At 28.6% G+C, this 24,005-nt stretch carries 29 protein-coding genes; 24 read left to right on the top strand and 5 right to left on the bottom strand.

Translation table 11 applies throughout. From position 1 onward, the window contains the following. Position 1: 1 nt before the first annotated feature. From HMPREF9309_RS00440 to HMPREF9309_RS00355, 19 genes are all read left to right on the top strand, one after another. Complete coding sequence (locus HMPREF9309_RS00440) at positions 2–418, top strand: hypothetical protein (protein ID WP_016645942.1); 417 nt, start codon at positions 2–4, stop codon at positions 416–418. After that, positions 415–1,305, top strand: coding sequence for a vWA domain-containing protein (locus HMPREF9309_RS00435; RefSeq protein WP_016645941.1), 891 nt, complete (start codon positions 415–417; stop codon positions 1,303–1,305). The genes HMPREF9309_RS00440 and HMPREF9309_RS00435 overlap by 4 nt, the downstream gene beginning before the upstream one ends. Next, positions 1,298–2,242, top strand: coding sequence for a vWA domain-containing protein (locus HMPREF9309_RS00430; protein WP_016645940.1), 945 nt, complete (start codon positions 1,298–1,300; stop codon positions 2,240–2,242). Before HMPREF9309_RS00435 ends, HMPREF9309_RS00430 begins: the two co-directional genes overlap by 8 nt. Beyond that, positions 2,239–3,270, top strand: a complete 1,032-nt coding sequence (locus HMPREF9309_RS00425) for a tetratricopeptide repeat protein (protein ID WP_016645939.1) — start codon at positions 2,239–2,241, stop codon at positions 3,268–3,270. The genes HMPREF9309_RS00430 and HMPREF9309_RS00425 overlap by 4 nt, the downstream gene beginning before the upstream one ends. Then, positions 3,254–4,768 carry a BatD family protein gene (locus HMPREF9309_RS00420; protein WP_016645938.1) on the top strand — a complete coding sequence of 505 codons (1,515 nt, stop codon included), beginning with the start codon at positions 3,254–3,256 and terminating at the stop codon, positions 4,766–4,768. The genes HMPREF9309_RS00425 and HMPREF9309_RS00420 overlap by 17 nt, the downstream gene beginning before the upstream one ends. Before the next feature lie 105 nt (positions 4,769–4,873). Beyond that, a complete protein-coding gene (locus HMPREF9309_RS00415) occupies positions 4,874–6,151 on the top strand; it encodes a hemolysin family protein (RefSeq protein WP_034907597.1) in 1,278 nt (425 codons plus the stop codon). A 66-nt stretch (positions 6,152–6,217) separates the two neighbouring features. Then, positions 6,218–7,198: a putative transporter gene (locus tag HMPREF9309_RS00410; protein WP_016645936.1), complete on the top strand. Its 981-nt coding sequence runs from the start codon at positions 6,218–6,220 to the stop codon at positions 7,196–7,198. Between the two features lie 276 nt (positions 7,199–7,474). Continuing rightward, positions 7,475–7,903: a Fur family transcriptional regulator gene (locus HMPREF9309_RS00405; protein WP_016645935.1), complete on the top strand. Its 429-nt coding sequence runs from the start codon at positions 7,475–7,477 to the stop codon at positions 7,901–7,903. After that, entirely contained in the window at positions 7,888–10,014 is a 2,127-nt protein-coding gene (locus HMPREF9309_RS00400; RefSeq protein ID WP_016645934.1) for a heavy metal translocating P-type ATPase, read from the top strand. Before HMPREF9309_RS00405 ends, HMPREF9309_RS00400 begins: the two co-directional genes overlap by 16 nt. A gap of 78 nt (positions 10,015–10,092) precedes the next feature. Beyond that, positions 10,093–10,431 carry a hypothetical protein gene (locus HMPREF9309_RS00395; RefSeq protein WP_016645933.1) on the top strand — a complete coding sequence of 113 codons (339 nt, stop codon included), beginning with the start codon at positions 10,093–10,095 and terminating at the stop codon, positions 10,429–10,431. After that, complete coding sequence (locus HMPREF9309_RS00390; RefSeq protein WP_016645932.1) at positions 10,428–11,066, top strand: hypothetical protein; 639 nt, start codon at positions 10,428–10,430, stop codon at positions 11,064–11,066. The genes HMPREF9309_RS00395 and HMPREF9309_RS00390 overlap by 4 nt, the downstream gene beginning before the upstream one ends. Before the next feature lie 19 nt (positions 11,067–11,085). Continuing rightward, positions 11,086–11,445 carry a hypothetical protein gene (locus HMPREF9309_RS00385; RefSeq protein ID WP_016645931.1) on the top strand — a complete coding sequence of 120 codons (360 nt, stop codon included), beginning with the start codon at positions 11,086–11,088 and terminating at the stop codon, positions 11,443–11,445. Further along, positions 11,445–11,741 (top strand): hypothetical protein, encoded by a 297-nt coding sequence (locus HMPREF9309_RS00380; RefSeq protein ID WP_016645930.1) that lies wholly within the window; start codon positions 11,445–11,447, stop codon positions 11,739–11,741. Before HMPREF9309_RS00385 ends, HMPREF9309_RS00380 begins: the two co-directional genes overlap by 1 nt. Then, the gene (locus HMPREF9309_RS00375; protein WP_016645929.1) at positions 11,738–12,070 is read left to right on the top strand and encodes a hypothetical protein; all 333 of its coding nucleotides are present in this window, start codon (positions 11,738–11,740) and stop codon (positions 12,068–12,070) included. The genes HMPREF9309_RS00380 and HMPREF9309_RS00375 overlap by 4 nt, the downstream gene beginning before the upstream one ends. Further along, entirely contained in the window at positions 12,039–14,132 is a 2,094-nt protein-coding gene (locus HMPREF9309_RS00370) for a heavy metal translocating P-type ATPase (protein ID WP_016645928.1), read from the top strand. The genes HMPREF9309_RS00375 and HMPREF9309_RS00370 overlap by 32 nt, the downstream gene beginning before the upstream one ends. Before the next feature lie 54 nt (positions 14,133–14,186). After that, positions 14,187–14,321, top strand: a complete 135-nt coding sequence (locus tag HMPREF9309_RS09190) for a hypothetical protein (RefSeq protein ID WP_016645927.1) — start codon at positions 14,187–14,189, stop codon at positions 14,319–14,321. Further along, positions 14,296–14,529 (top strand): hypothetical protein, encoded by a 234-nt coding sequence (locus tag HMPREF9309_RS00365; protein ID WP_081634526.1) that lies wholly within the window; start codon positions 14,296–14,298, stop codon positions 14,527–14,529. Before HMPREF9309_RS09190 ends, HMPREF9309_RS00365 begins: the two co-directional genes overlap by 26 nt. A gap of 60 nt (positions 14,530–14,589) precedes the next feature. Then, positions 14,590–15,060, top strand: a complete 471-nt coding sequence (locus tag HMPREF9309_RS00360; RefSeq protein WP_016645925.1) for a flavodoxin — start codon at positions 14,590–14,592, stop codon at positions 15,058–15,060. Positions 15,061–15,152: 92 nt separating this feature from the next. Continuing rightward, entirely contained in the window at positions 15,153–15,365 is a 213-nt protein-coding gene (locus HMPREF9309_RS00355; protein ID WP_016645924.1) for a hypothetical protein, read from the top strand. A gap of 9 nt (positions 15,366–15,374) precedes the next feature. Here HMPREF9309_RS00355 and acpS read toward each other — a convergent pair whose 3' ends face one another. The 4 genes from acpS to HMPREF9309_RS00335 form a co-directional block, all read right to left on the bottom strand. Next, the gene (gene acpS / locus HMPREF9309_RS00350; RefSeq protein WP_016645923.1) at positions 15,375–15,725 is read right to left on the bottom strand and encodes a holo-ACP synthase; all 351 of its coding nucleotides are present in this window, start codon (positions 15,723–15,725) and stop codon (positions 15,375–15,377) included. Positions 15,726–15,980: 255 nt separating this feature from the next. Continuing rightward, complete coding sequence (locus tag HMPREF9309_RS00345) at positions 15,981–17,810, bottom strand: heavy metal translocating P-type ATPase (RefSeq protein ID WP_016645922.1); 1,830 nt, start codon at positions 17,808–17,810, stop codon at positions 15,981–15,983. A 1-nt stretch (position 17,811) separates the two neighbouring features. Then, the gene (locus tag HMPREF9309_RS00340) at positions 17,812–18,027 is read right to left on the bottom strand and encodes a heavy-metal-associated domain-containing protein (RefSeq protein ID WP_016645921.1); all 216 of its coding nucleotides are present in this window, start codon (positions 18,025–18,027) and stop codon (positions 17,812–17,814) included. A gap of 17 nt (positions 18,028–18,044) precedes the next feature. Beyond that, a complete protein-coding gene (locus tag HMPREF9309_RS00335) occupies positions 18,045–18,422 on the bottom strand; it encodes an ArsR/SmtB family transcription factor (protein ID WP_016645920.1) in 378 nt (125 codons plus the stop codon). A 130-nt stretch (positions 18,423–18,552) separates the two neighbouring features. On the opposite strand from HMPREF9309_RS00335, the gene HMPREF9309_RS00330 reads away from it, so the two are divergent. Further along, complete coding sequence (locus HMPREF9309_RS00330; protein WP_016645919.1) at positions 18,553–19,470, top strand: DMT family transporter; 918 nt, start codon at positions 18,553–18,555, stop codon at positions 19,468–19,470. On the opposite strand, the gene HMPREF9309_RS00325 is transcribed toward HMPREF9309_RS00330, so the two are convergent. Then, positions 19,460–20,761, bottom strand: coding sequence for an apolipoprotein N-acyltransferase (locus HMPREF9309_RS00325; protein ID WP_016645918.1), 1,302 nt, complete (start codon positions 20,759–20,761; stop codon positions 19,460–19,462). The two genes, HMPREF9309_RS00330 and HMPREF9309_RS00325, sit on opposite strands and share 11 nt — an antisense overlap. Positions 20,762–20,772: 11 nt before the next feature. On the opposite strand from HMPREF9309_RS00325, the gene yajC reads away from it, so the two are divergent. Genes yajC through HMPREF9309_RS00305 form a run of 4 tightly spaced genes read left to right on the top strand, consistent with a single transcriptional unit; the run spans position 20,773 to position 23,999 of the window. Continuing rightward, complete coding sequence (gene yajC / locus HMPREF9309_RS00320) at positions 20,773–21,102, top strand: preprotein translocase subunit YajC (RefSeq protein WP_016645917.1); 330 nt, start codon at positions 20,773–20,775, stop codon at positions 21,100–21,102. Continuing rightward, positions 21,095–22,693 (top strand): protein translocase subunit SecD, encoded by a 1,599-nt coding sequence (gene secD, locus HMPREF9309_RS00315; protein ID WP_016645916.1) that lies wholly within the window; start codon positions 21,095–21,097, stop codon positions 22,691–22,693. Before yajC ends, secD begins: the two co-directional genes overlap by 8 nt. Beyond that, positions 22,680–23,651, top strand: coding sequence for a protein translocase subunit SecF (gene secF, locus HMPREF9309_RS00310; protein WP_016645915.1), 972 nt, complete (start codon positions 22,680–22,682; stop codon positions 23,649–23,651). The genes secD and secF overlap by 14 nt, the downstream gene beginning before the upstream one ends. A gap of 9 nt (positions 23,652–23,660) precedes the next feature. After that, entirely contained in the window at positions 23,661–23,999 is a 339-nt protein-coding gene (locus tag HMPREF9309_RS00305; protein ID WP_016645914.1) for a DUF6394 family protein, read from the top strand. The last annotated feature ends 6 nt before the right edge of the window (positions 24,000–24,005 follow it).

Raw genomic sequence — 24,005 nt, 5'->3', positions numbered from 1 at the left:
AATGCAAGAATTTGATCTTTTAAAAGAGTTAAAAGATATTAAAGGCATTAGCGAAATTGATTTAAGCTTTTTATATCCGTGGATTTTTTTAATTTTAATTTTATTTTTAATCGCCATTTTTTGTCTTTTTAAAATAATTTTTATGCCAAGATATAAAAAAATCAAAAAAATATCTAAAAAAGAGTTGGCATTTAATGAGCTAAAAAGTATTGATTTTAAAAATGAAAAAGAAAGTATTTATCAATTTAGTCAAAATTTTCCATATTTTTTAGATGAAAATAACAAAGATAAATTTAATGAAATCAATAAAAAACTTGAAATTTATAAATATAAAAAAGATACTCCAACGCTTGATAAAATTTTAAAAAATGAAATTTTAAATTTGATTAAAAGTTTAAAGCCTAAGGACATAAAATGATTGAGTTTGAAAATTTATGGGCTTTTTTAATTCCTTTTATTTATCTCATTTTTTTAAAATTTTGCAAACAAAAAAAAGAAGCTTTTTATTTCTCAAACATAAAAATGCTTAAAAATGCGACAAAAAATAGAACTATTCTAAAAGAAATTTTAAAATTTCTTTTAATTTTATCATTAAGCACAGCTCTTGCAAGTCCTATAAAAAAAGATGAGATAAAATCATCAAACTCACAAGGATATGAAATAGCTTTAATGCTTGATGCAAGTGGTTCTATGAGTGAGGGAAATAAATTTGAAATTGTTAAAGAGATATTAAATGATTTTATAGATAAAAGAAAAGATGATGCCTTGGCTTTAAATGTTTTTGCTGATTTTGCTTACACAGCTATTCCTTTAACTTACGATAAAACAAGTATAAAAAGACTGCTTGAAAAGATAAAACTTGGTATGGTTGGATTAAACAAAACTGCACTTTATGAGGGGCTTTTTTTAACTTCAAATTTATTTAAAGATAGTAATTCCAAAAATAAAATTATAATTTTACCAACTGATGGTATTGATAACGCAGGAACAATTCCACTTGATGTAGCTATAAAAACAGCTCAAAAATATAATATCAAAGTCTATACAGTTGGCGTTGGAAGAGTTGGGGATTTTAATCCAGATGTTTTAAGATATATCGCACAACAAACAGGTGGAAAGTATTACTCATCAAGCTCAAGCAGTGGACTAAAACAAATTTATGATGAGATAGATAAGCTTGAAAAAAGCGAGATAGAATCACAAAAATTTATTAAAAAAACCTATTTTTATTTTTACTTTTTAGGTTTTGGACTTTTTTTAATGGTAGTTTTATTTTTATATGACAATAGGAAAATAAATGTTTGAGTTTTTATATTTAGAAGTTTTATATTTGTTAATAATCCCATTTATATTTATTTTTTTAGTTAGAAAAAGTAGAAGTTTAAAGGCAATTTTTTCAAAAGAAGTAATGAAAGAAATTTATATTAAAAAAAGTGGCTTTTCAAAAAGATTAAGAGCTTATATTTTGATTTTTAGCCTTATTTTTGGCATTATTTCTCTTGCTAGACCAGTTATTACAAATGGCGAAATAAAAATAAAACAAAGCTATATAAATGCAGTTATAGCACTTGATATATCAAATTCAATGAGAGTTGATGATCTTTTTCCAAGCCGTTTTGAATTTGCTAAAAATAAAATTTATAGTTTTTTGGATAATGCGGCAGATAAGCGTTTAGGAGTTGTTGGGTTTAGCAATGAAGCTTTTATGATATCGCCTTTAACAAGTGATTTTAGCTCATTAAAATATCTTATTTCAAATTTAAATTTTTCAAATTTAAATTTACAAGGAACAGATATTTACTCACTTTTAAGATCAGTTGATACTCTTTTTAAAGATGAAAAAAATAAAATTTTGGTTTTATTTAGCGATGGTGGGGATAATGAGGAATTTAGTAAAGAAATTAAATTTGCTAAAGAAAATAAAATAAGCGTGTTTATTTATCTAACAGCAACAAATAAAGGCGGACTTTTTAAAGCACCAAATAATGATGTTGTGCTTTTAAAAGCAAATCAAAGCATTAAAGATTTAGCTTTAAAAACAGGTGGCGCGTATATGCAAAGCTCACTAAATAACGATGATATGAAAGCTTTAAACTCATTAATAAGTTCAAAATTTAAAAATAATGAAACAAAAGATGAAATGATAAAAGATCAAAAAGAGCTTTTTTATTATCCTCTTTGTTTGGCGATAGTTTTATTTTTTATGGCAAATTTTTCCTTGCCTTTTAGGAGAAAAGCGTGAGATATTATATAGGTTTTGTTTTATCAATTTTAGGAATTGTATTGATTTTATTTTTTAAATATCCTGAGTTTTCTACCATTTCAAAAGCAAAAGAGAGTTTTAATTTGGCAGATTTTAAAACAGCTGCCAAAAACTATAAAAAGCTAAATTTGCCAAAAGCAAAATATAATGAAGGTGTGGCAAACTATAAAGATGGAAATTTTAGCCAGGCGTTGCAAAATTTTAACGATGTAAAAGATGATAATTTAAGTTTTGAGAGATTGCATAATTTAGGCAACACGTATGCAAATTTACACGATTTTAACAAATCTATTTTGTCTTTTAAAAAAGCTTTAGAGATAAAAGATGATAATGACACAAGGTTTAATTTAGAACTTGTTGAAAAAATACAAGATCAAAACAAAACTCAAAATAACCAAAATAGTGATAATAATAAAGAGCAAAATCAAGATAAAAATCAAAATAGTAACCAAAACAGTGATAAAAACAAAGAACAAAACAATCAAAACAATAGCGAACAAAACAGTCAAAATTCCAAAGATGAAAACGAGCAAAACAAAAATCAGCAAAACGATAATAAACAAAATAGTGAAAAAAACGAGCAACAAAACGACAAGCAAAACGATAATAAACCAAATGAAAATCAAGAAGATAAAAACAATCAAGAAAATGAGCAAAACAATGAAAAGCAAGAAAATAAAAACAATCAAGAAAATGAACAAAGTAATGAAAGCCAAGAAAACAGACAAAACGAAAACAGTAACATAGCGCAAAAAAGTATTGCAAATGAGCAAAAAAAAGATCAGCAAAAAGAAGATGAAAATAAAGAAAACCAAAATGTTGGCAAGCAAGTTGAAAATAAAAAAGATGATAAAATAGATGAAATTCCAGCAGATATAAAACCAATTAGTGATATGGAAGAAGCAAAATGGCAAAAAGCTTTAGAGCATAGAAATATCGGAACTTTTTTAATGCCTATAGGTGAAAAAAATCATAAAAGTGAGGATAAAAATGTTAAACCTTGGTAGAGTATTTTTAATTTTGACACTATTTATAAATTTAACTTTTTCAAAAGTTAGCTTAACTCTTGATACACCAGTTGTATACGAGGGAAATTTAGCGCAATTTAGCATAGTTGCCGATGGAAATAGGGTTAAATTTCCAGATATTGATGAGGTTGGTGGATATGCTATTTTAGGAACTTCAAGTTCGCAAAATATTAGTATTATAAATGGAGCTAAAAGCAAAACCGTTTCTAAAATTTATGCTTTTAAGCCTTTAAAAAGCATTGAAATTCCAAGCTTTGAAGTTTTAGTTGATGGAAAACTTTATAAAACAGAACCTGCAAATTTAGAAGTTGTAAAGCAAACTCCAAATAAAACTGGCGATGAGTTTATTGTTGAATTAAGAACTAATAAAAATAAGCTTATTTTGGGTGATCATTTAAAGCTTGATGTTGTTTTTAAGATAAGAGCAGATGTAAAATTTGATAAATTTGATTATGAGTTTCCAAAGATAGAACATTTTTTAGTAAAACAGTTAAATGATGTAAAAAACAGCAGCGAAAATGGCTACATAACGCAAACAATATCTTTTTTACTCTTTCCACAACAAGCTGGAAGTTACGAAATATCTCCATTAAAAGCCTATTTTGGAAATACACAAAAAGATCAATTTAGTGATCCGTTTTTTAGCTCATTTTTTGGAAATATAAAGTGGAAAGATACTATTTCAAATTCTTTAAATTTAGAGGTTTTGCCTCTTCCTGGCAATGTTCAAAATTTTGGTAAATTTAGTATTAATGCAACTGTAGATAAAACAAAAGTAAATGCAAATGAACCAGTTAATTTAACACTAAAAATTAATGGCGATGGAAATATAGAAGATATAAAAAAGTTTGATTTAAAGATAGATAATACATTGATTTATCCAAATAATCCAGAGATTAAAAATTACTTAAATAATGGTTTATATGGCGGTGAGTTTTTACAAAAATTTGCTATAGTAAGCGATAGAAATTTTACAATTCCAGCTATAAATTTTAGCTATTTTGATAAAGACTTAAACTCTACAAAAACAATCTCTTCACAAGAGATAAAAATAGAAGTTTTAAACTCAAATTTGCAAAACTTGCCTCAAACTCAAAGCTCACCTAAAATTTTGGTTTCAGATGAGCTAAAAAGTGATAATTTAAACGAAATAAAAGATGAAAATTTATCAAATTTAAAAACTAAAATTAGTAAAAAATATTTAATCTTAACTTTTATTTTGGGATTTATTTTAGGTATTATTTCTATGATTTTGTTTTCAAAAATTAACTTTAAAAGAGAAAAAAAACAAAAACCAATCATAGAAAAACTAAAAGCTGCAAAGAGCGATAAAGAGCTATTTGATTTACTTCTTCCATATATTAAAACTTCTAAATTTATAGATGAAATTTTGGCTTTGCTTGAAGAAAATTTATATAAAAACGCTTCAAATAAAATAGATAAAAGAAAAATCATAGAATATTTTTTAAACATTTGAAATTTACAAAAAAAGAAATTTACCTAAAATAACTCAAATTTTAGGTATAATTTCACATTTTAAAATTAAAGGAAAACCATTTTGGATACGGATCATTCCACTTTTATGCTATTTTTAGCATTTGTTTTTATATTTTTAAATGCCTTTTTTGTGCTCTCTGAGTTTTCAATTGTTAAAGTTAGAAAAAGTAAGCTTGAAGAGCTTATCCATGAAAATGTCCCAAATGCAAAACTTGCTTTAAAAATCACAAATTCCCTTGATACTTATCTAAGTGCTACTCAACTTGGAATTACGCTTAGTTCTCTTGCGCTTGGTTGGATTGGAGAGCCTGCTGTTGTAAGACTTATAGAATCTCCTATAAAAGAGTTTTTTAGTGTAAATGATATAGCACTTCACACAATTGCAGTTGGAATTTCTTTTACTTTTATTACGCTTTTTCATGTTGTTTTAGGTGAGCTTGTGCCAAAGTCTATAGCTATTGCAAAAACTGAAAAAATAGTTCTTTTTGTGGCAAAACCACTTCATGCATTTTGGCTTTTATTTTTACCATTTATAAAGGTTTTTGATATTTTGGCTAGAGCTATTTTAAAGCTAATTGGTATAAAACCTGCAGGTGAAAATGAAATAGCTCACTCAGAAGAAGAGATTAAAATAATTGCAGGAGAAAGCCTAAAAGTAGGAGTTTTAGACTCATTTGAAAATGATATTATTCAAAATGCGGTTGATTTTGGCGATACAGTTGCAAAAGAAGTTATGACTCCAAGAAAAGATATGATTTGTCTAAATAAACAACTTAGTTTTGAAGAGAATTTTAAAATCGTTGTAAATTCCGGCTTTACAAGATTTCCATACATTGATGGAAGTAAAGATAATGTCTTAGGAATGATACATATAAGGGATTTGATTTTACAAAACAAAGAAAAAGATTTTAATAAAATAGTTAGAAAAATTATAATTGTTTCAGAAAACACTTCAATTGCTAAAATTTTGCCAATGATGAATAAAGAAAGAATTTCTGCAGCACTCGTAATTGATGAGTACGGTGGAACATCTGGACTTATTACCATGGAAGATATAATTGAAGAAATTTTAGGCGATATTATAGATGAGCATGATGATAATGTTACAACTTTTAAAAAGTTAAGTGATGATAGCTATGAGTTTATAGGAAGAAGCTATATTGAGGATGTTGAAGACATTATGGGGGTTAAGTTTGACGATGATATAGAGGAAAATACAATTGGTGGATATGCCTTTAATCTAATTGGAAAACTCCCTGTAGTTGGAGATAAAGTAAGTGATAAAAACTGCACTTACGAAGTTTTAGCTATGGATAAAACGGCTATTTCAAAATTAAAAATAACAAAAATAAGTAATTTATAATAAATTTATAAATTTGATTTAGAATTTCAAATTTATTTTACAATTTCATCTAATTTTGGGAGATAAATGTTTAGATCTTTTTTTTGCGATAAAAAATGGCGTCTTTGGGCCTATGGCGGAGTTGTGTTTATACTTTGTTCTTTGGTTTTACAAACTCAGCTAAATGTTGCAATAAACAATTGGTATAAAGATTTTTATGATATGTTGCAAAATATAAAAGATTATAATATTAATGATTTTTGGAAAGAAATTTGGCGATTTTTATATATTGCAATGCCTTATGTTATCGCTTACACAATTACCTCTTTTTTTGCTAGTCATTGGGCTTTTAGATGGAGAGAAGCGATAACTTTTTCATATATTCATCAATGGAAAGAGTGCCATAAAGATATCGAGGGAAGTTCTCAAAGAATGCAAGAAGATATTTATAGATTTGCTAAAATTGTGGAAGATTTAGGTGTTAGAGTTGTAAGAGCTTTTATGACGTTAATCGCATTTACACCTATTTTATGGGCTTTAAGTGATAAAGTTCCACTTCCATATTTAAAAGAAATTCCAGGAAGTCTTGTTTGGGTAGCTCTTAGTATAAGTCTTGGAGGGCTTGTTATATCATGGTTTGTTGGCATTAAACTTCCAGGGCTTGAATACAATAATCAAAAAGCTGAAGCAGCCTTTAGAAAAGAGCTTGTTTATGCAGAAGATGATAAACTAAATTACGCTGATGAAAAAGTTGCAAGAGGACTTTTTAAGGCTTTGCAAAAAAACTATTATAAGCTTTTTTTACATTATGGCTATTTTAATATATGGCTTATTTCATTTTCCCAATTTATGGTAATAGTTCCATATATGATAATGGGAGCAGGGCTTTTTACAGGCCTTATAACACTTGGTATTTTAGTTCAAGTAAGCAATGCTTTTTCGCAAGTTAGAGAAAGTTTTAGTGTGTTTATAAATAACTGGACAACTATAACAGAATTAAGAAGTATTTATAAAAGACTTAGTGAGTTTGAAGAAAATATAAACTATAAAAGTGTGAAATTTTCATAAATTTATAGCTATTTTTTAAACAAATAACAACTTGCTAAAAATATTATTTTAATAAAAATTATCATTAACATTTATCAACTATTTATATTTTTTTAAGTCCCTAAAAGATATAATTTAAAAGAATATATAAACAATGATTTCAAATATCAAAATGTTTTTATAATGATAGCGGAGAAAAGATTGCCCAACTAAAAAACACAACTAAAAAACCGTATAAACTATAAATAAAGTAAAATAATTTATTTATAGTTTATATGTGTTTAAATAAGGTAAAATATGGTTAATGATAGAGTTTTTACTAAATTTTTAAATATGATTTTTCCTGATAGCAAGGATTTTCCTACGCGATCTGCGATTATAAAAATTCTTTTTTACAACAAACATTTAAGCGCAAAAATGATAAAAGAAATTTATGAAAAACAAGAAAAAAATAGTGTTAATATAAGCACCATTTATCAAATAATAAATTTACTTGAAGAAAAAAATCTAATAAAATCCATAAATTTAAAGAATGTTATTTATTATGAGCTTGAAAATGGTTTAAGACATGATCATTTAGTTTGCATAAAGTGTGGAAAAATAGTTGAATTTATTGATGAGAGTTTTTCAAGCTTAGAGCAAAATTTGGGTAAAATATATGAGTTTAACGTAGAAGGTAGGATATTAATTTTACAAGGAGTTTGCAAAAAATGTCAATTGTCATAAAATCAAATTTAAAAGATAGAGTTAGGCTTAAATCAGATCTTTTTACAAAGAAAAATGAGGACTTTATAAATCAAATTTTAGAAGATAAGGTTATAGATTTAAGATTTAATTTAGCTTGCAATTCGCTTATAATAAAATTTAATTCCTTGGAAATTTCTTTAAACGATATACTTGATTTACTCTATGAGTATTTTAAAATTTCTTCAAATTTACCAAAACAAAAGATTGAAAATTCGCTTAAAACTTGCAGCGAGTGTTTGGTTTGTAAAAAAACTCACTCTAAAAAGACTTGGAGAAGAAAAGTTTATGAAATAGTTGGTTTAAGTGTAGTTGCGGTAGTTGTTTTTATAAAAGAACATATTTTAGCAACCCCTTTTTCAGCCATTTCAAATATTGCACTTGGAAGTCTTAGCGTAGTTGCAGCACTGCCACTTTTAAATGAGGCTAAAAATGATATTTTGAATAAAAAATTTAGCCTTGAAACTTTCATGGCATTTTCTTTACTTTTAGCTATTTTTGGTGGTGAGATAGCAGCTGCTTTTGAAGTTATTTATATATTAAGGGCTTCTAGATTATTTGAAGAATATACCGCGCAAAAATCTCGCATTGCAATTAAAAATTTGATAGAAATGGATGTTAAACAAGTATATGTTTTAAATGGTGATATCGAAATACAAACAAATTTAGAAGATGTTAAAAAAGGCGATATCGTAGTTTGCGTGAATGGAGAAAAAATTTGTGTTGATGGTGAGGTTGTATATGGTGAGGGATATGTTGATGAAAGCATTATAAATGGCTATAGTCAAGCTATTTATAAAAAAATCGGAAGTAGTGTTTTTGCAAATACAACCTTAAATGAGGGAAAAATTCATATAAAAGTAAATGCTGTTGGAAACGAAACTTATATTTCGCGTGTAATTAATGATGTTGAGAAGCATTTAAGCTTAAAATCTGCAAGTGAGATTGAGGCTGATAGGCTTGCTAAAAAAGTTTTAAAACTTGGCTCATTTATGACAGTTGCAACACTATTTTTAACAGGTTCTTTTACTAATGCTTTTAGTGTAATGATTATTATGAGTTGTCCATGCGCTACTATTTTAGCAGCAAGTTCCGCTGTTAGTTCGGCTATTGCAAGTGCAGCAAAGAATGGAATTTTGATTAAAGGTGGTGAGCATTTAGAAAAAATGAGCAAAGCAGATATAGTTTGTTTTGATAAAACAGGCACACTAACTACAAATACTCCAGTTGTATTAAGCTATGTAACAAAACTTGATGAGGATGAGTTTTTTCAAGTATTGTCAAATTTAGAGCATAAAAATACCCATCCAATTGCAAAAGCAGTGAGTGGATATTGCCAAAATTTAGGCTTTGAGCCAACTGCAAGCTCAAATAGTTGCAGTGTTGTTGGACTTGGAGTTAAAGGCGAGTTTAATAATAATAAATATCTACTTGGAAATAAAAAATTTATGGTCGATAACTCAATAAGACTTCCATATAATAGTAACTTTTTGAAAAACAATGAGCATGCAACAATTATATTTTTAGCTAAAAACTCTAAATTTGTTGGATGCTTGTCTATATCACATGAGATAAGAGATGGAAGTAAGGAAACTATATTAGAGCTTAAAAAAAGAGGTGTTAAAAAAATAGTCTTATTAACCGGAGATGATGAACTTGTGGCAAATGAATTTGCAAAAGAGTTTGAATTTGATGCTGTTTATCCAAATTTAATGCCTGATGAAAAAGCTAATATAGTAAATTCTTTTTCAAAAAAAGGCGTTACTTTAATGATAGGAGATGGTGTAAATGATACCTTGGCTATGAGTAGAGCAGATATTAGTGTTTCTTTTGCAAGTGGTGGAAGCGAGGCTGCTATAGAAGTATCAAATATCGCTATAACAAACTCAGATCCAAAAGATATAATAAAACTTTTTGATTTAAGCAATTTGGCTTTAAAAAAGGCAAATCAAAACTATAAAATAGGCACTTCAACAAATATATTAGGCTCTATTTTGGCAATGTTTGGCACTATTACACCAGCGGCTGCAGGACTTATACACTTAGCTCATACTGGGGCTATTTTATACAATTCAAGCAAAGTCAAAATTTGATAATGATTTTTAAATGATTTTAAGTTTAGTTTAAAATAAAAAATATGATAATATTCTAAAAATAATAGGAGGAAGTAATTGAAAATAACATCTGAAATGATACTTAAAATTATGTCATATTGCTCTTTAATCCACCATATAAATGGCAGATTAAGAGTTAGAATAAATCCTTCAATTAAGAAGGAGTTGGAAAATTTTAGTAAAGATGAGATTGCAAATTTTAGTGAGAGTTTTAAATCAAGCATTGAAAACTTTGCAGGCATTAAAAATATAAGATTAAATAAAACAGTTGCGTCTCTAACAATAGAATATGATAAAGATATCATTCCAAAAAGTTTTTGGGATAATGTTTTAAATGGAAAAGATTTAGATATCGCAGCTAATAAATTTAATCAATTATTAAAGGATGCAGCGTGAAAAAAGAGTTAAATGATGCCATAATTCATGAAGAACAGGGCATAAAAATGTATGAGGAGTTTGCTTTAAAATTTAATGAGCCTGTTTTTACTGAAATTTTAAATGTTAAAAAAACAGGAAGTGAGTTTTTAAAATCTGCAAATTTGCAAAATGGTAAAAATAATGATTTTTTAAAAGAGATAAGCTTTGAAAATTTAAATAACATAAATGATAAAAATGATGCTATTTTTAAAGCATTATCTTATGAGATCGAAAGTGAAAATTTATATAACGAACTTGCATCAAATGAAGATAATGAAGCTTTAAAAGATCTTTATTTTAGAATCTGGGCAACCTCTACAAACGAGTATAAAAAAGCTTTGCAAAATTTGTTAAATTTAGAAACTTTTAAAGATGACGAACAAAATTTTAAAGAAGATAAACATATAAATAAAGACACAAATGCCTTTAATTATACAAAGGAGCTTAGCGAGGCATTAGAAAAACTAAAAAATGGTAAAATGACTGCAAATGAAGCTTTAAATTTGCTTCAAAATCCAAATATATCATTTATTGGCGGAGCGTTAATAGGAGCTTTAGGCGGTGTTTTGGTAAATCAACTTTTAGATAAAAACAACAATAGTCATGAAAAATAATTTTTTAAAGGAGAGAAAAATGGCACTTCCATTTATAGCAGGTATTGCAGTAGGAGCAGGATTAATAGTCGCTTATAACAATAAAAGCAAGATAAAAAATACTATCTTAGAAAAGGCTCAAAAAACAAAAGAGTTTGCAAGCGATTTAAAAGATAAAGTTTGTGATAGCAAGTGTGATTGCGAGGAAGCAAAAGAAGATATTATCAAAGATTGCGAAAAAGCAAAAGATAGTGTTATCAAAGAGGGTGAAAAAGTAAAAGAAGGTGCTAAAAAAGCTGTAAATAAAACAAAAGAAGCTGTTTCAAAAGAAGTAGAAAATTTAAAAGAAAAGACTACTAGAAGTACTAGAACTTCAAATAAGCCAAAGGAAGATAATTAATGTTTAAAACATCAACTAGTAGGCTTCCAGCCGATCATTTTATAAGTGGGGCACTTTTTGGTGGTATGACTGCAACTGCACTTGAGTTTTATAGTAATAAGCAGTCAAGTTCAAAAGATAAAGTCAAAAATATAAGTAAATTTGCTATTGAAGGTGGTATCGCCACATCATTATCAATAAGTGCATCAAATAATATTGTTCAAAAGCAGTATTTAAGTGCTGCTTTTGATATGGCACTAGGAATTGGACTTATTTTAGCTATTGAAAATATATTAAAAACGGAGAATGAAAAATGACAAATCCATATATAAAAGAAGCAAAAGTTGAAGTAAAAAATGAGTTTAAAGATGCGACTATAAACTCAGGTGAAAAACTAGGCTTAAACGCAACTTCAAATCAACCAAACTCAGGAATTTTAGGAAATTTACTTCCAAATTTTAGTTCTGCAAATTTTTTGCAAGGTGCAGTAGTTGGAGCAATAGCTGCTTATGTTTTAACTAATGAAAATGCACAACAGACAATTTTTAAATCAATTGTAAGAATGGGCAAACTTTTTGAAGCAGGAAAAGAAGAGCTTAAAGAGAGATTTGAAGATGCAAAAGCAGAAATTGAAGCAGGACAATAATATAGAGTTTAAAATTTTTCATAAAAGTAAAAACCGAGTTAGGTTTTTACAGCCTGAGCTAAGTTTAAATTCTGATATCAAAGCTTATGAAGATGCCATATTAAAACTTGATAATGTTACAAATGCAAGAGTTAATAAAACTATAAAAAGCGTAACTGTAAATTTTGAAAATGTAGACTTAGATAAATTACTAGGTGAAATTTCAAAACTTGAAATTCCAGTTTTAGAAAATGAAAGTGATGATATAAGTAAAGCTGAGATTATAAAATCTTTAATTTCACTTGGGCTTATGCCTATTATTAGAAACAAAGATATAAACACCTTAATAAGCTTGTTTGCCTCATATCCACTTTTAAAAGATGGATTAAGTGAGCTTTTAAAAAGCGGTCTTACTTCAAAAGTTTTAGAGGCAATGGCAGTTGGAATTTCACTTTCAAGAAAAGATTTATTAGCTGCAAATAGTACAAATTTGATGTTAAATATCGGCGAGTATATTGAAGAGAGCACAACTCATAAAAGCGATGATTTAATTAAGGCTTTGGCAAAGCCAGCTATCAAAGAAGCTTGGGTTGAGGTTAATAAAAATGGTAAAAAAACTCTTGTTAAGACAAAAACAGAAGATATTAAAGTTGGAGATATTGTAGTAGTTGGAAGTGGTGAAAGCATTGCAATAGATGGATATGTATTAGAGGGAAATGCAAGTGTAAATGAAGCCTCTATGACAGGCGAAGCAGAAGCTATTGCCAAAAAACATGGTGATAGAGTTATGAGTGGAACTGTTGTTGAAGATGGTAAAATTAAAATTTGGACTGAGCTTGCTGGAAAAGATACAAGTACTGAAAGAATTCGCCACTACATACAAAACTCACTCAATGAAAAATCTAATGTAGCTCAAAAAGCAACAAAACTAGCCGATAAGTTAGTGCCTATAACTTTAAGTTTGGCTGGATTATCATACTTTATAAATAGAAATATGACAAGTGTAGCTTCGGTTTTACAAGCTGATTATTCATGTGCTTTAAAGCTTGCTACTCCAGTAGCTTTTAAATCAAGCATAAGTAAAGCTGGAAATAACGGTATGCTTATAAAAGGTGCTAAATCATTAGAAGAACTAGCTAGTGCAGATACTTTTGTTTTTGACAAAACAGGAACCATTACAAGAGGAATTTTAGAAGTTATTGACATTATAAGCTTTGATAAAGACTGGAAAAAAGATGATGTTTTAAATCTTGCAGCAAGTGCTGAAGAGCACTATTTTCATCCAATTGCAGAAGCTGTTGTAAGTGCGGCAGAGAAAAAAGGATTTAAGCATATGCATCATGGAGAGGTTGAGTTTATTGTGGCACATGGGCTTAAAACACATTTTCATGGCAAAGAAGTAGTTATTGGAAATAGACATTTTTTAGAAGATGATGAAAATATTTCATTTAAAGCGCACGATACAAAGATAAGAAATGAGCTAAAAGATGGAAATGCACTTTTATATATTGGCTATGATAAAAAGCTTCTAGGAATTATTGTTATGAAAGATGAAATTCGCTCAAATGCTAAAAAAACTATTAAAAAGTTAAAAGAACTTGGCGTTAAAGAAGTGATTATGCTAACAGGAGATATTGAAACAAAAGCAAAAGAAGTTGCAGATTTATTGGGCATTGATAAGGTGTATGCAAATATGCTTCCAACTTCAAAAGCAGAAGTTATAGATACTCTTGTAAAGGAAGGTAAAAAAATTGTATTTTGTGGCGATGGGATAAATGATGCACCATCTTTAACAAAAGCAAATGTTGGAATAAGCATGAAAAGAGGTGCTGACATAGCAAGAGCAGTTGCTGATATTAGTCTTTTAAAAGATGATATTTATGCAGTTGCTCAACTAAAAGAGTTGGCAAATGAAACTTTAAAACTAGTTGATAGAAATTTTAATGCCACAGTTTTAATAAACTCAGCGATACTTTTAGGTGCAACTTTAGGAAAATTAAGTCCTATTTCAACAGCGGTTTTACATAATGGAACGACGATAGGACTTCTTTTAAATTCAATGAAGGGTGTGAAAATTCAGTAATAAAACAGCTTTAGTATGATATAATGACATTTATTATCATTACAAGGAAATTAAATGCCATTTTTTATACTAAATGCAGTTTTATTTACTGCGACAACGGTGATGACTTATGATACAATCTCAAAAGCAAAAACAAAATTTGATAGAAAAAGAAGACGAGAGCTTGAAAAAAGCAAAAACAGAGATTAAAAAACCTTTTTTAGATGATATGAGCAAGAAAGAGCTTGCTAAAATTGGTCTTAGTGTCTCAATGGGACTTACTGTTTTAAGTGCATTTTCATTAAGAAGTAGATTTTCTAAAAATTTACATGTTATTTCTGGAGCTTTAATGGTTGGATTTGCATTTTATCACAATTCACTTTATGATAATAAAACTCCTGCAAAAAAAGATAAATAACCTTTTTGGCTATAATTTAGTTAATTTAACTGCATTTATAGTTAAATTAAAGGAGATAAAATGACATTAGTAGTTTATTTTAGTGCAACTGGAAATACTGCAAATTTAGCTAAAAAAATTAGCAAAATAACAAATGGTGAAATTTATGAAATAAAACCAAAAGTGCCTTACATAGACAAAGATCTGGATTGGTGGGATGACAAATGCAGGGCAAATACCGAAATGAGAGAAAATTTACGCCCTGAAATTTTGGGTGAAATTGACATTTCTAAATTCGATACTATTTTTTTAGGATTTCCGATTTGGTGGTATAAAGCCCCAGTTATTATAAATTCTTTTTTAGAAAAATATGATTTTAATGGCAAAATTATAATCCCATTTGTAACTTCTGGAAGCAGTTCGTATGGTGATACAAATTTAGCACTTTTAAACTCTTGCAAAGGCGGAATTTTAAAAAATGGCGTTAGATTTGATGTAAATATCAGTCAAAACGAGCTTGAAAAATGGGTAAAAAACTCACTTAATAAATAAAAAAAATAAATTTATCAAAATCGCTTGAAATCTCTTGCAAAATTAATGTTTTTTTGATATAGTTGCGAAATTTTATTTTTAGGAGAATGTTTATGACTTATGATGAGTTAGAACTTGAAGCTTATCTTTTAGAAATTTTGGAAGAATATAAAAACTTTGATAATATGGACGATGAGGAATTATACGAGCTTATGAGCAATGTTGCAAGTTATATGGATGATGATTACGAGGAAGCTTATGAGTATGTAACGCAGTTTGGACCAATTGACAAAAAAAGAATTTTAGCTCTTGATTTACCAAGATAAAAAAGCGATTTATTGAGTTTCTATCATAACAGCTGCGATGGCAAAACCTCCATCGTGGCTTATGCTAAGATTTGAGCCTTTTATTTTAAATTTGTTTTTTATCTCATCTTTAAATTTTATAAGAGGAGCGTTTTTATCACTTTTATAAATTTCAATATCTAAAAACGAAAATTCATTTCCAATCCCAACACCAAGAGCTTTTGAAACAGCTTCTTTTGCGGCAAAAAAACCTGCTAAGGTTTCATCACTTTTTACTAAGCTAATTTCTCTATCATTTAAAACTCTTTTTAAAAATTTTAATCCATATTTTTCTTTTAAATTTGAAATTCTTTTTATGCTTACTATATCAACTCCAAGCATTTTTTCCCTTTTGTAAATATGTTTTTATTATCTCTAAATTTAACTTGAAATTTACTAAATTTATATTTATCTGTATTGATAATAATTTTTTAAATACACTATAATTAAAGATATGTTTATACTGATGGCGGAGGGTACGCCCCACCTTGTAGATCAAGCGTATAAGTCACCTCGCCATCATGAAAATTACTCATTTAAAAACTTCTACTTTAAAAAATTTTAAAAAACTCCATAACTCCAAATAAGGCTAAATTTTTAAAGTTTTTTAGCATAAGAAAAAGTTCTAAAAGAATTTAGTATCGCCAAAATGGTAACTCCAACATCAGCAAATATCGCCATCCAGATATTTGCTAAACCGAAAATCGCTAAAATCATAACTAAAACTTTCACGCCGATTGCAAAGACGATGTTTTGCGAGGCGATACTTATGGTTTTTTTAGCTATTAGCATCGCGGTTTTGATTTTTGAGATATCATTATCCATTATGACTATATCGCTTGCTTCCATGGCAGCGTCCGTTCCAAGCATGGAAAATCCAACATCCGCTCTTGCTAAAACCGGAGCATCATTTATCCCATCGCCGATATATGCAACTGTGCTATTTTTAGACTTTTTGGCGATGATTTTTTCTAAATTTGTTAGCTTATCAGCTGGTAAAAGCTCAGCAAAAACTTCATCAATGCCAAGTTTTTCTTGTATATTTTTAGCAACTTTTGATCTATCGCCTGTTAGCATAGCTGTTTTTATGCCACTATCTTTAAGCCATTTTATAAGCTGGGCCGAGCCATCTCTTAGTTCATCTTCAAATGTTAAATACCCTGCAAATTTACCATCAACTGCCACAAATGATGCAGTTTGTGTAATCTCAGGCAAGTCAAACTCACTTAAAAGCTTTTTATTTCCTATTTTTACATTTTTTCCAAAAATTGTCGCTTTTATGCCAAAACCTGGGATTTCTTCAAGATTTGTTACGGCTTTTTCATCGATTTTTTCATTATAAGTATTTATGATAGAAAGTCCGATAGGATGGGTGCTGTGAGCTTGTGCGTAAGCTGATAACTTTAAAAGCTCATCTTTATCTATAAAACTCTCATTTACCACATCTTTAAGGACAAAATTTCCTTTTGTTAAAGTTCCAGTTTTATCAAATACAAAGTTTTTAACCTTAGCTAAAACTTGCAAATAATTACTTCCTTTAACCAAAATTCCTTTTTTACTAGCCCCGCCAATTCCTCCAAAAAAGCTAAGTGGAACTGAAACCACCAAAGCACAAGGGCAAGATACTACTAAAAAGATTAGTGCTTTATAAATCCACTCTTTAAAATCCCCCACAAACATCGGCACGACAAATGCGATGATTAGAGCTAAACCAACTACAATAGGGGTGTAAATTTTAGCAAATTTGGTAATGAATTTTTCCTGTGATGATTTTTTAGAAGTCGCATCTTCAACAAGCTCTAAAATTTTGCTAACCGTTGAAGTCTCAAACTCGCTTGTTACTTTTACTTCTAAAAGTCCGTTTATATTTACGCTTCCACTTAAAATCTGAGTATCTTTGCCAACTTCAAGCGGAAGTGATTCGCCAGTTAGAGCTGATGTATCAAGGGTTGAGTTTCCTTTTATGATGATGCCATCAAGTGGGACTTTTTCACCTGGTTTTATGACGATTATATCACCAAGTTTTACATCATTAGGATCAACTTTTTTTGAGCCATCACTTGTTTTTAAATTTGCATAATCAGGTGCGATACTCATGGCTTCTTTTATTGATTTTCTTGAGCGATTTATAGAGTAATCTTCAAACGCTACGCCTATTTTATAAAATAAAATTACCGCTACAGCCTCGATTTGTTCTCCGATGAAAAATGCCCCAATCGAAGCAATTCCCATCAAGAAATTTTCATCTAAAAAGCCACCGTTTATTAAGCTTTTACAAGCTTTTATTAAAATTTCAACTCCAACTACCAAATATGCAAAGATTAAAAATACAGTTTTTAGCTCAGCATTTGAAACCAAATAAGAGGCTATTACAAATATTACTGAGATTAAAATTTTTTGTATATCTTTTTTTAAAGCTTTATTCATTTTATACCTCTAGTATAGTATCTGGTTCAAGCTTTTTGATGACTTGTTTTATTTTTTCAATGATTTCATCTCTTCTATTTTCATCAAAATCAATTTTCATAGTAGTGGTCAAGAAATTAACACTTACACTATTTACACCATCAAGTTTGGCAACATTTGCTTCTATTTGTGCTGCGCAATTTGCACAATCCAAATTTTTTAAATTAAATTTTTTCATTTTTTATCCTTTAATATTTACTCACTTATATGAGTTAAACCCTGTTTTAAAATATAGCTAATATGCTCATCTAAAAGTGAGTAATAAACAACTTTTCCATCGCGTCTGTTTTTTACAAATTTGTTTTGTTTCAATACTCGAAGCTGATGAGAAATGCTTGATTGACTCATATTTAAAAGTGCAGCTATATCGCAAACACACATTTGATTTAGGCTTAAAGCCCATAAAATTCTAACTCTTGTACTGTCTCCAAAAATTTTAAAAAAATCAGCCAATTCATTAAGCGAAGTATCATCTGGCATTTTTGTTTTTGTATTTTCAACCACTTCTTTGTGTATAACTACACTTTCGCAAATTTCTTGGCTATCTTCTAAAATTTTTTCTTTTTTGCCCATCGCAATCTCCCATTAATTAAATTGATATATGAATATATGTTCATACGTAGAATTGTATTGAATTTATTCTTAAATTTTGATAAATTTAGCACCATTAATTTAAAAATATAAAAAAGTGAAATAGTTTGAAATGAAAATAAGCAATAAAAGTTTAAATTTAGCTCCATTTTTTGTAACAATTGGCGCCATAAGCTATGGCATTCCTGCAACCATATATAATACTGCTTTTAAACATGGTGTAACAAGTGGAGTTTTGCTTTGTGGTATGTTTCTTTTAGGATTTATTATGTTTTTTGTGCTTGTAAAAATTCTAGCCAATAATCATAAAATTTTAAAAATTACAAAATTAAAGGTAATCATAAGTGGAAGTAGTATTGCCTTAACAAATACATTTTATATGATTTCTCTTATACATACAAGTGTCGCTGCGAGTGCTGTTTTGCTTATGCAATCAGTTTGGATTTCTATTTTAATAGCTTGTTTTGTAAATAAAACAATGCCATCACTTTATCAAATTTGTGTTGTGGTTTGCATAATTTTTGGCACAATTTTAGCAACTGATTTACTAAATCAAAATATTAAATTTTCATATCTTGGAGCTTTTTTGGCTTTGCTTTCAGCCATAACTTATGCTTTTACTATCCAATTTACTAAAAATTTAGCCTTAAACTTAGATCCCATTATAAAGGCAAAATTTATGTGCTTTGGAGCATTTTTAACTATTTTTGTTATATTTATTATTTTAAATATTTTTGGTTTTAACTCAGATTTAAAAAATTTAGATTTTAAAATGCTTGAAAAAAGTTTTATATTTAGTCTTTTGGCTGCATTTTTCTCTCTTATTGTCCCACTTGTTACATTTTCATATTATATGAAAAAATTACGCCCAGGAATTGGAGAGATAATAACTTCAGTTGAGCTTCCATCAGCTATATTTTTTGCCTATGTTTTTTTAAATCAAAATGTAAATTTAACTCAAATTATAGGAGTTTTAATTATTTTAATAAGTGTTGTTTTTGCAAATTATGAGAAAAAAATTAAAGATTAAGACTTTTTAAAACTCTTTTTATCCATAAACTTTTTGGTTTTATAATCTCACTTTTACTACCATTTACACTGTGATAAACTGTTGTGTTATATTTTGTGGCAAAATATTTTATTAATGTTTTTTGTAAAAAAGGCTCAGTTGATGGCACAAACCAACCATTATTTGATATGGCAACTACAAAATTTGGCGAGTTTTTATAAATCTCAGGTCGCGTAGCTTCATAGCAAATTGCATTTGTAATTTTTGCACCATTAACTTTATAAAAGCTTACATTTTTTGCCTTTGTAAAATCCTCTGCACCGTTAAAAAAAACTTTGTTAAAAATATTTTTTAAAAAATTTGGTAAAGGAATTTCTTCCCCAAAAGGAACTAAAATATACTTATCAAAACGCGATATTTTGCCATTTTGAAATAAAAAAGCCGAGTTGTAAATTTGATTATTTTCAAAAGCTAAAGCTCCTGTTAAAATAGAAATTTTAAAAGATTTTTCTTTTAGCTCTTTTTCTAAATTTTTCTCTAAATTTAAATAAGCCACAATAGCATTTTCAGGAAAGATGATAAACTCAAAATTATTATTAATTGCTTCATCAATTTCTTTTAAAACTGCATTAATTTGTGGATTTTTATACTCATTTAGCCATTTTATATCTTGTGAGATAGTTGTATTTACAAGCTTGGTTTTAAAGCCAAAATCATAGCTGTAATTCTCAAAAATTTGAAGAGAAAGGCAAAGGCAAACTATAAAAATAAAAGCTTTTTTAAATTTATTTTTTATCTCATAAAGAGCGATAATTCCTAAAAATATAAAAGCTAAACCGCGGATATTTGGCTCAAAAATACCAGGCATTAAAACTAATTCTAAATTTAGCCAATTAAAATTGAATGGATAAAAATAACTTATTAAAAGTAGCATTACCATTTTATAAAATTTATTATTAAACCAGCCACATATTAAAAACAAAATCCCATATACAAAAGCTATAAATAAAATTTCTAAAGGTATTAAAAAACTAAGTCCGTAAAATTTCAAAGAAAAACTAACCCAATAAAACCATAAAATTCCTATAAAAAATCCTGTGAAAAAAAATGCAATTTTATTGCAATTAAATAGCTTATAAAAGCCGTATATTGCGATAAATGGCGAGATGAATTCTAAAAATAAATTATTAAAAATTCCACCAAAATTTTCAGATAAAAAACCTAAAAATATAAAATTTGAGATAAAAACAGATATAACAAAGCCTTTTATAATTTCATTTGTGGTAAAATAACGCTTTATTAAATTTTTCATAAAGGACTTACATGGAACAAGGAAGCGTTTTAGGGACATTTTTTCCTTTCATAATCTTTGGTCTTATTTTTTATTTTTTACTTATTAGGCCACAGCAAAAACAAGCAAAAGCTCATGCTTTAATGCTTGCAGGACTTCAAAAAGGCGATAAAATAGTAACCTCTGGTGGTCTTAAATGTACGATTATACAACCAGGTGATGATTTTATCAAAGTTTCGCTTAATGATAGCACAATTGTTGAGATCGCAAGAACAAGCGTAGCAAGAAAAATAGAAAGATTAGAAGAGGCACCAAAAGTAGAGAAAGACTCTAAAAAACAAGAAAAGACAAAAAATGCGTAGTGGAAAAGTTACATATAGATTTATTGTTTTAATAATAACTTTTGTATTTTCTGTTATTTTTTCAATTCCTTCTTTTTTGCAAATTGACAAAATGCCAAAAATAAACTTAGGACTTGATTTACAGGGTGGACTTCATATGCTTTTAAATGTTGATTTAGATGAAGCAATAAGTTCTAAGATTAAATCCGTAGCATCAAGTTTAAGCTATTCAGCAGGTAAAGAAGATCTTTTATATAGTGACTTAAAAATTGAAAGTAATTACTTTGAGTTTGAAGTTTTAGATAAAGATGAGATGAATAAATTTGATGCCATTTTAAATAAAATAACAGGGCTTAATATCCAAAAAAATGGTCAAATTTATAATGTTTCTTTAACTGAAAACGAAGTTATCTCAACAAAAGAATATGCTATTGATCAAGCTGTTGAGACTATAAGAAACAGAATAGATCAGTTTGGTTTAAGTGAGCCAACAGTTGCAAGACAGGGAAAAGAAGATATTTTAGTTGAAATTCCAGGAGTTAAGAGCAATGAGGATAAGCAACGTGCAAAAGACTTAATAGCAACTTCAGCTCATTTACAGCTTATGGCACTTGATGATAAAAGACAAGATAGAGCTCATCTTTTAACTAAAGCTCAAGCTGCAAGTTTTGGTGATATTATACTAAATGATGCTAAAAATCCTGAGCAAAAATATGTTGTAAAACAACTTCCAGTTTTAGATGGTTCAATGCTTGTTGATGCAAGAGTTGGATTTGATCAAGCAAATCAACCGGTTATAAATTTCACACTTAACTCTGAAGGTGCTGCAATATTTGGTGATTTTACAGGAAGCAATGTAGGAAAAAGACTTGCTATTGTTTTAGATGATAAGGTATATTCTGCACCTAGAATAAATGAAAGAATAGGTGGTGGAAGTGGTCAAATAAGTGGTGGATTTACCATGGAAGAAGCAAGAGATGTTGCAATTGCATTAAGAAGTGGAGCTCTTTTAGCCCCTGTTACAATGGGTGAAGAAAGAACTATTGGACCAAGTCTTGGTGCTGATAGTATAAAACAAAGTAGTTTTGCTTTAGCTTTAGCATCTATTTTAATAGTGGTATTTATGGTACTTTATTACGGACTTGCTGGAGTTGTAGCAAATATTGCATTGGTTGTAAATATTTTATTTTTAGTTGCGATAATGGCACTTTTTGGAGCTACATTAACACTTCCTGGAATGGCCGGTATAATTTTAACCGTTGGTATGGCAGTTGATGCAAACGTTATCATTAATGAAAGAATTAGAGAGATGCTTAGGCATGGAAATAGCATAAAAAATAGCATTGAAAAAGGCTATCATAAAGCAATGAGTGCTATCATCGACTCAAACTTAACTACTTTGATAACTTCAGCTGTACTTTATGCTTATGGAACAGGTCCGGTTAAAGGCTTTGCCGTTACTATGAGCATAGGTATAATAGCTTCTATGATAACAGCGATTTTAGGAACACATGGAATTTTTGATTTACTAGTAGACAAGATGGAAAGAAGCAAAAATACAAAACTTTGGTTTGGTTACAAAGTTAGAAAGGCTGAAAATGCAAATATTTGATAAAGATAAAATTTATAATTTTATGGGTGTTAGACACCTATTTTTTGCAATTTCTTTGATTTTGATGTTAGGATCTATTTTTTTACTAGGAACTCAAGGGTTAAAATTTGGAATAGATTTTTCAGGTGGAACTTTAATTCAAATAAAATATGATAGTAAAGCTCCAATTGAGGATATTAGGCATAAATTAAATCAAGTAAATGAGTTAAAAGGTGCAAGTGTAACTGAGTTTGGAAGCAATGAAGAAATTACTATAAGATACTCAGGATCAAACGAATCACTTGGAAATGATGTAAGTGCTACTATTAGTCAAATTTTAAAAGATACTGGAAATTTTGAGATAAGAAGAGTTGATGTTGTTGGGCCAAAAGTTGGAAATGAGCTAAAAAAAGGTGGCTTGATGGCGGTTATTATCTCACTTATTGCCATACTTATTTATCTTGGTGTGAGATTTGAGTGGAGATTTGCTCTTGCTGCAGTTCTTTCTGAGGTGCATGATATTTTAGTTGTTCTTGGTTTTATCTCATTGATGAAAATAGATGTAAATTTAGACACCTTAGCCGCAGTTTTAACGATAATTGGATACTCTTTAAATGATACAATTATTATTTTTGATAGGATTAGAGAGGGCATACAAGAAAGTAAAGAAGATTGCATAAATGGAGTTATTAACGAGTCAGTTTCAAGAACTTTATCAAGAACTGTTTTAACATCATTTACTACATTAATAAGCGTTGTTGTGCTATTTTTATTTGGTGGAGATATGATAAATGATTTTGCTTCTATTGTTATGGTAGGAGTTATTTTTGGAACTTATAGCTCTGTTTTCATTGCAAGTCAAGCTTTAATCTTCTTTAATTTTAATGTTAAAAATTACCGCGCATTTTTAGCCGAAAAACAAAAAAGAAAAAAAGAAAAAGAAAAAATGCGTGCAATGTATGAAAAAGGCACACTTTAAGGAGTTATAATGAATTGGGGACGAGTTGTTCATGTATTTTTTACTTTGATGAGTTTTACCACAATTGCAGGGTATTTATATATGCATAGCGGAGTTGCTTTATTTGTCGCTGCAAGTATAAATTTAATTTCAACTCTTTTAAAAATAGGTGTTAGAAATTTGCTTTCCACAGAGCTTTTTGCAGCTTCTGTGGTTGCAGATTTGCATTTAATTCCAGCTTTTATAATTTATATTGTAAATCCAAATATGAATCTTATCTATTCATTAGTTATAGGCGCAGGTCTTGCAAATCTTTTTTCAATAGTTTTAACTATTATAGAAGCAGCAAAATATAAAGATGAATTTTAGGAGAAA

This window comes from Campylobacter ureolyticus ACS-301-V-Sch3b (assembly GCF_000413435.1).
Lineage (GTDB): Bacteria > Campylobacterota > Campylobacteria > Campylobacterales > Campylobacteraceae > Campylobacter_B > Campylobacter_B ureolyticus_A.
Note: the sequence above shows the minus strand (reverse complement) of the source record. Positions and strands in the feature narration are given on the sequence as shown.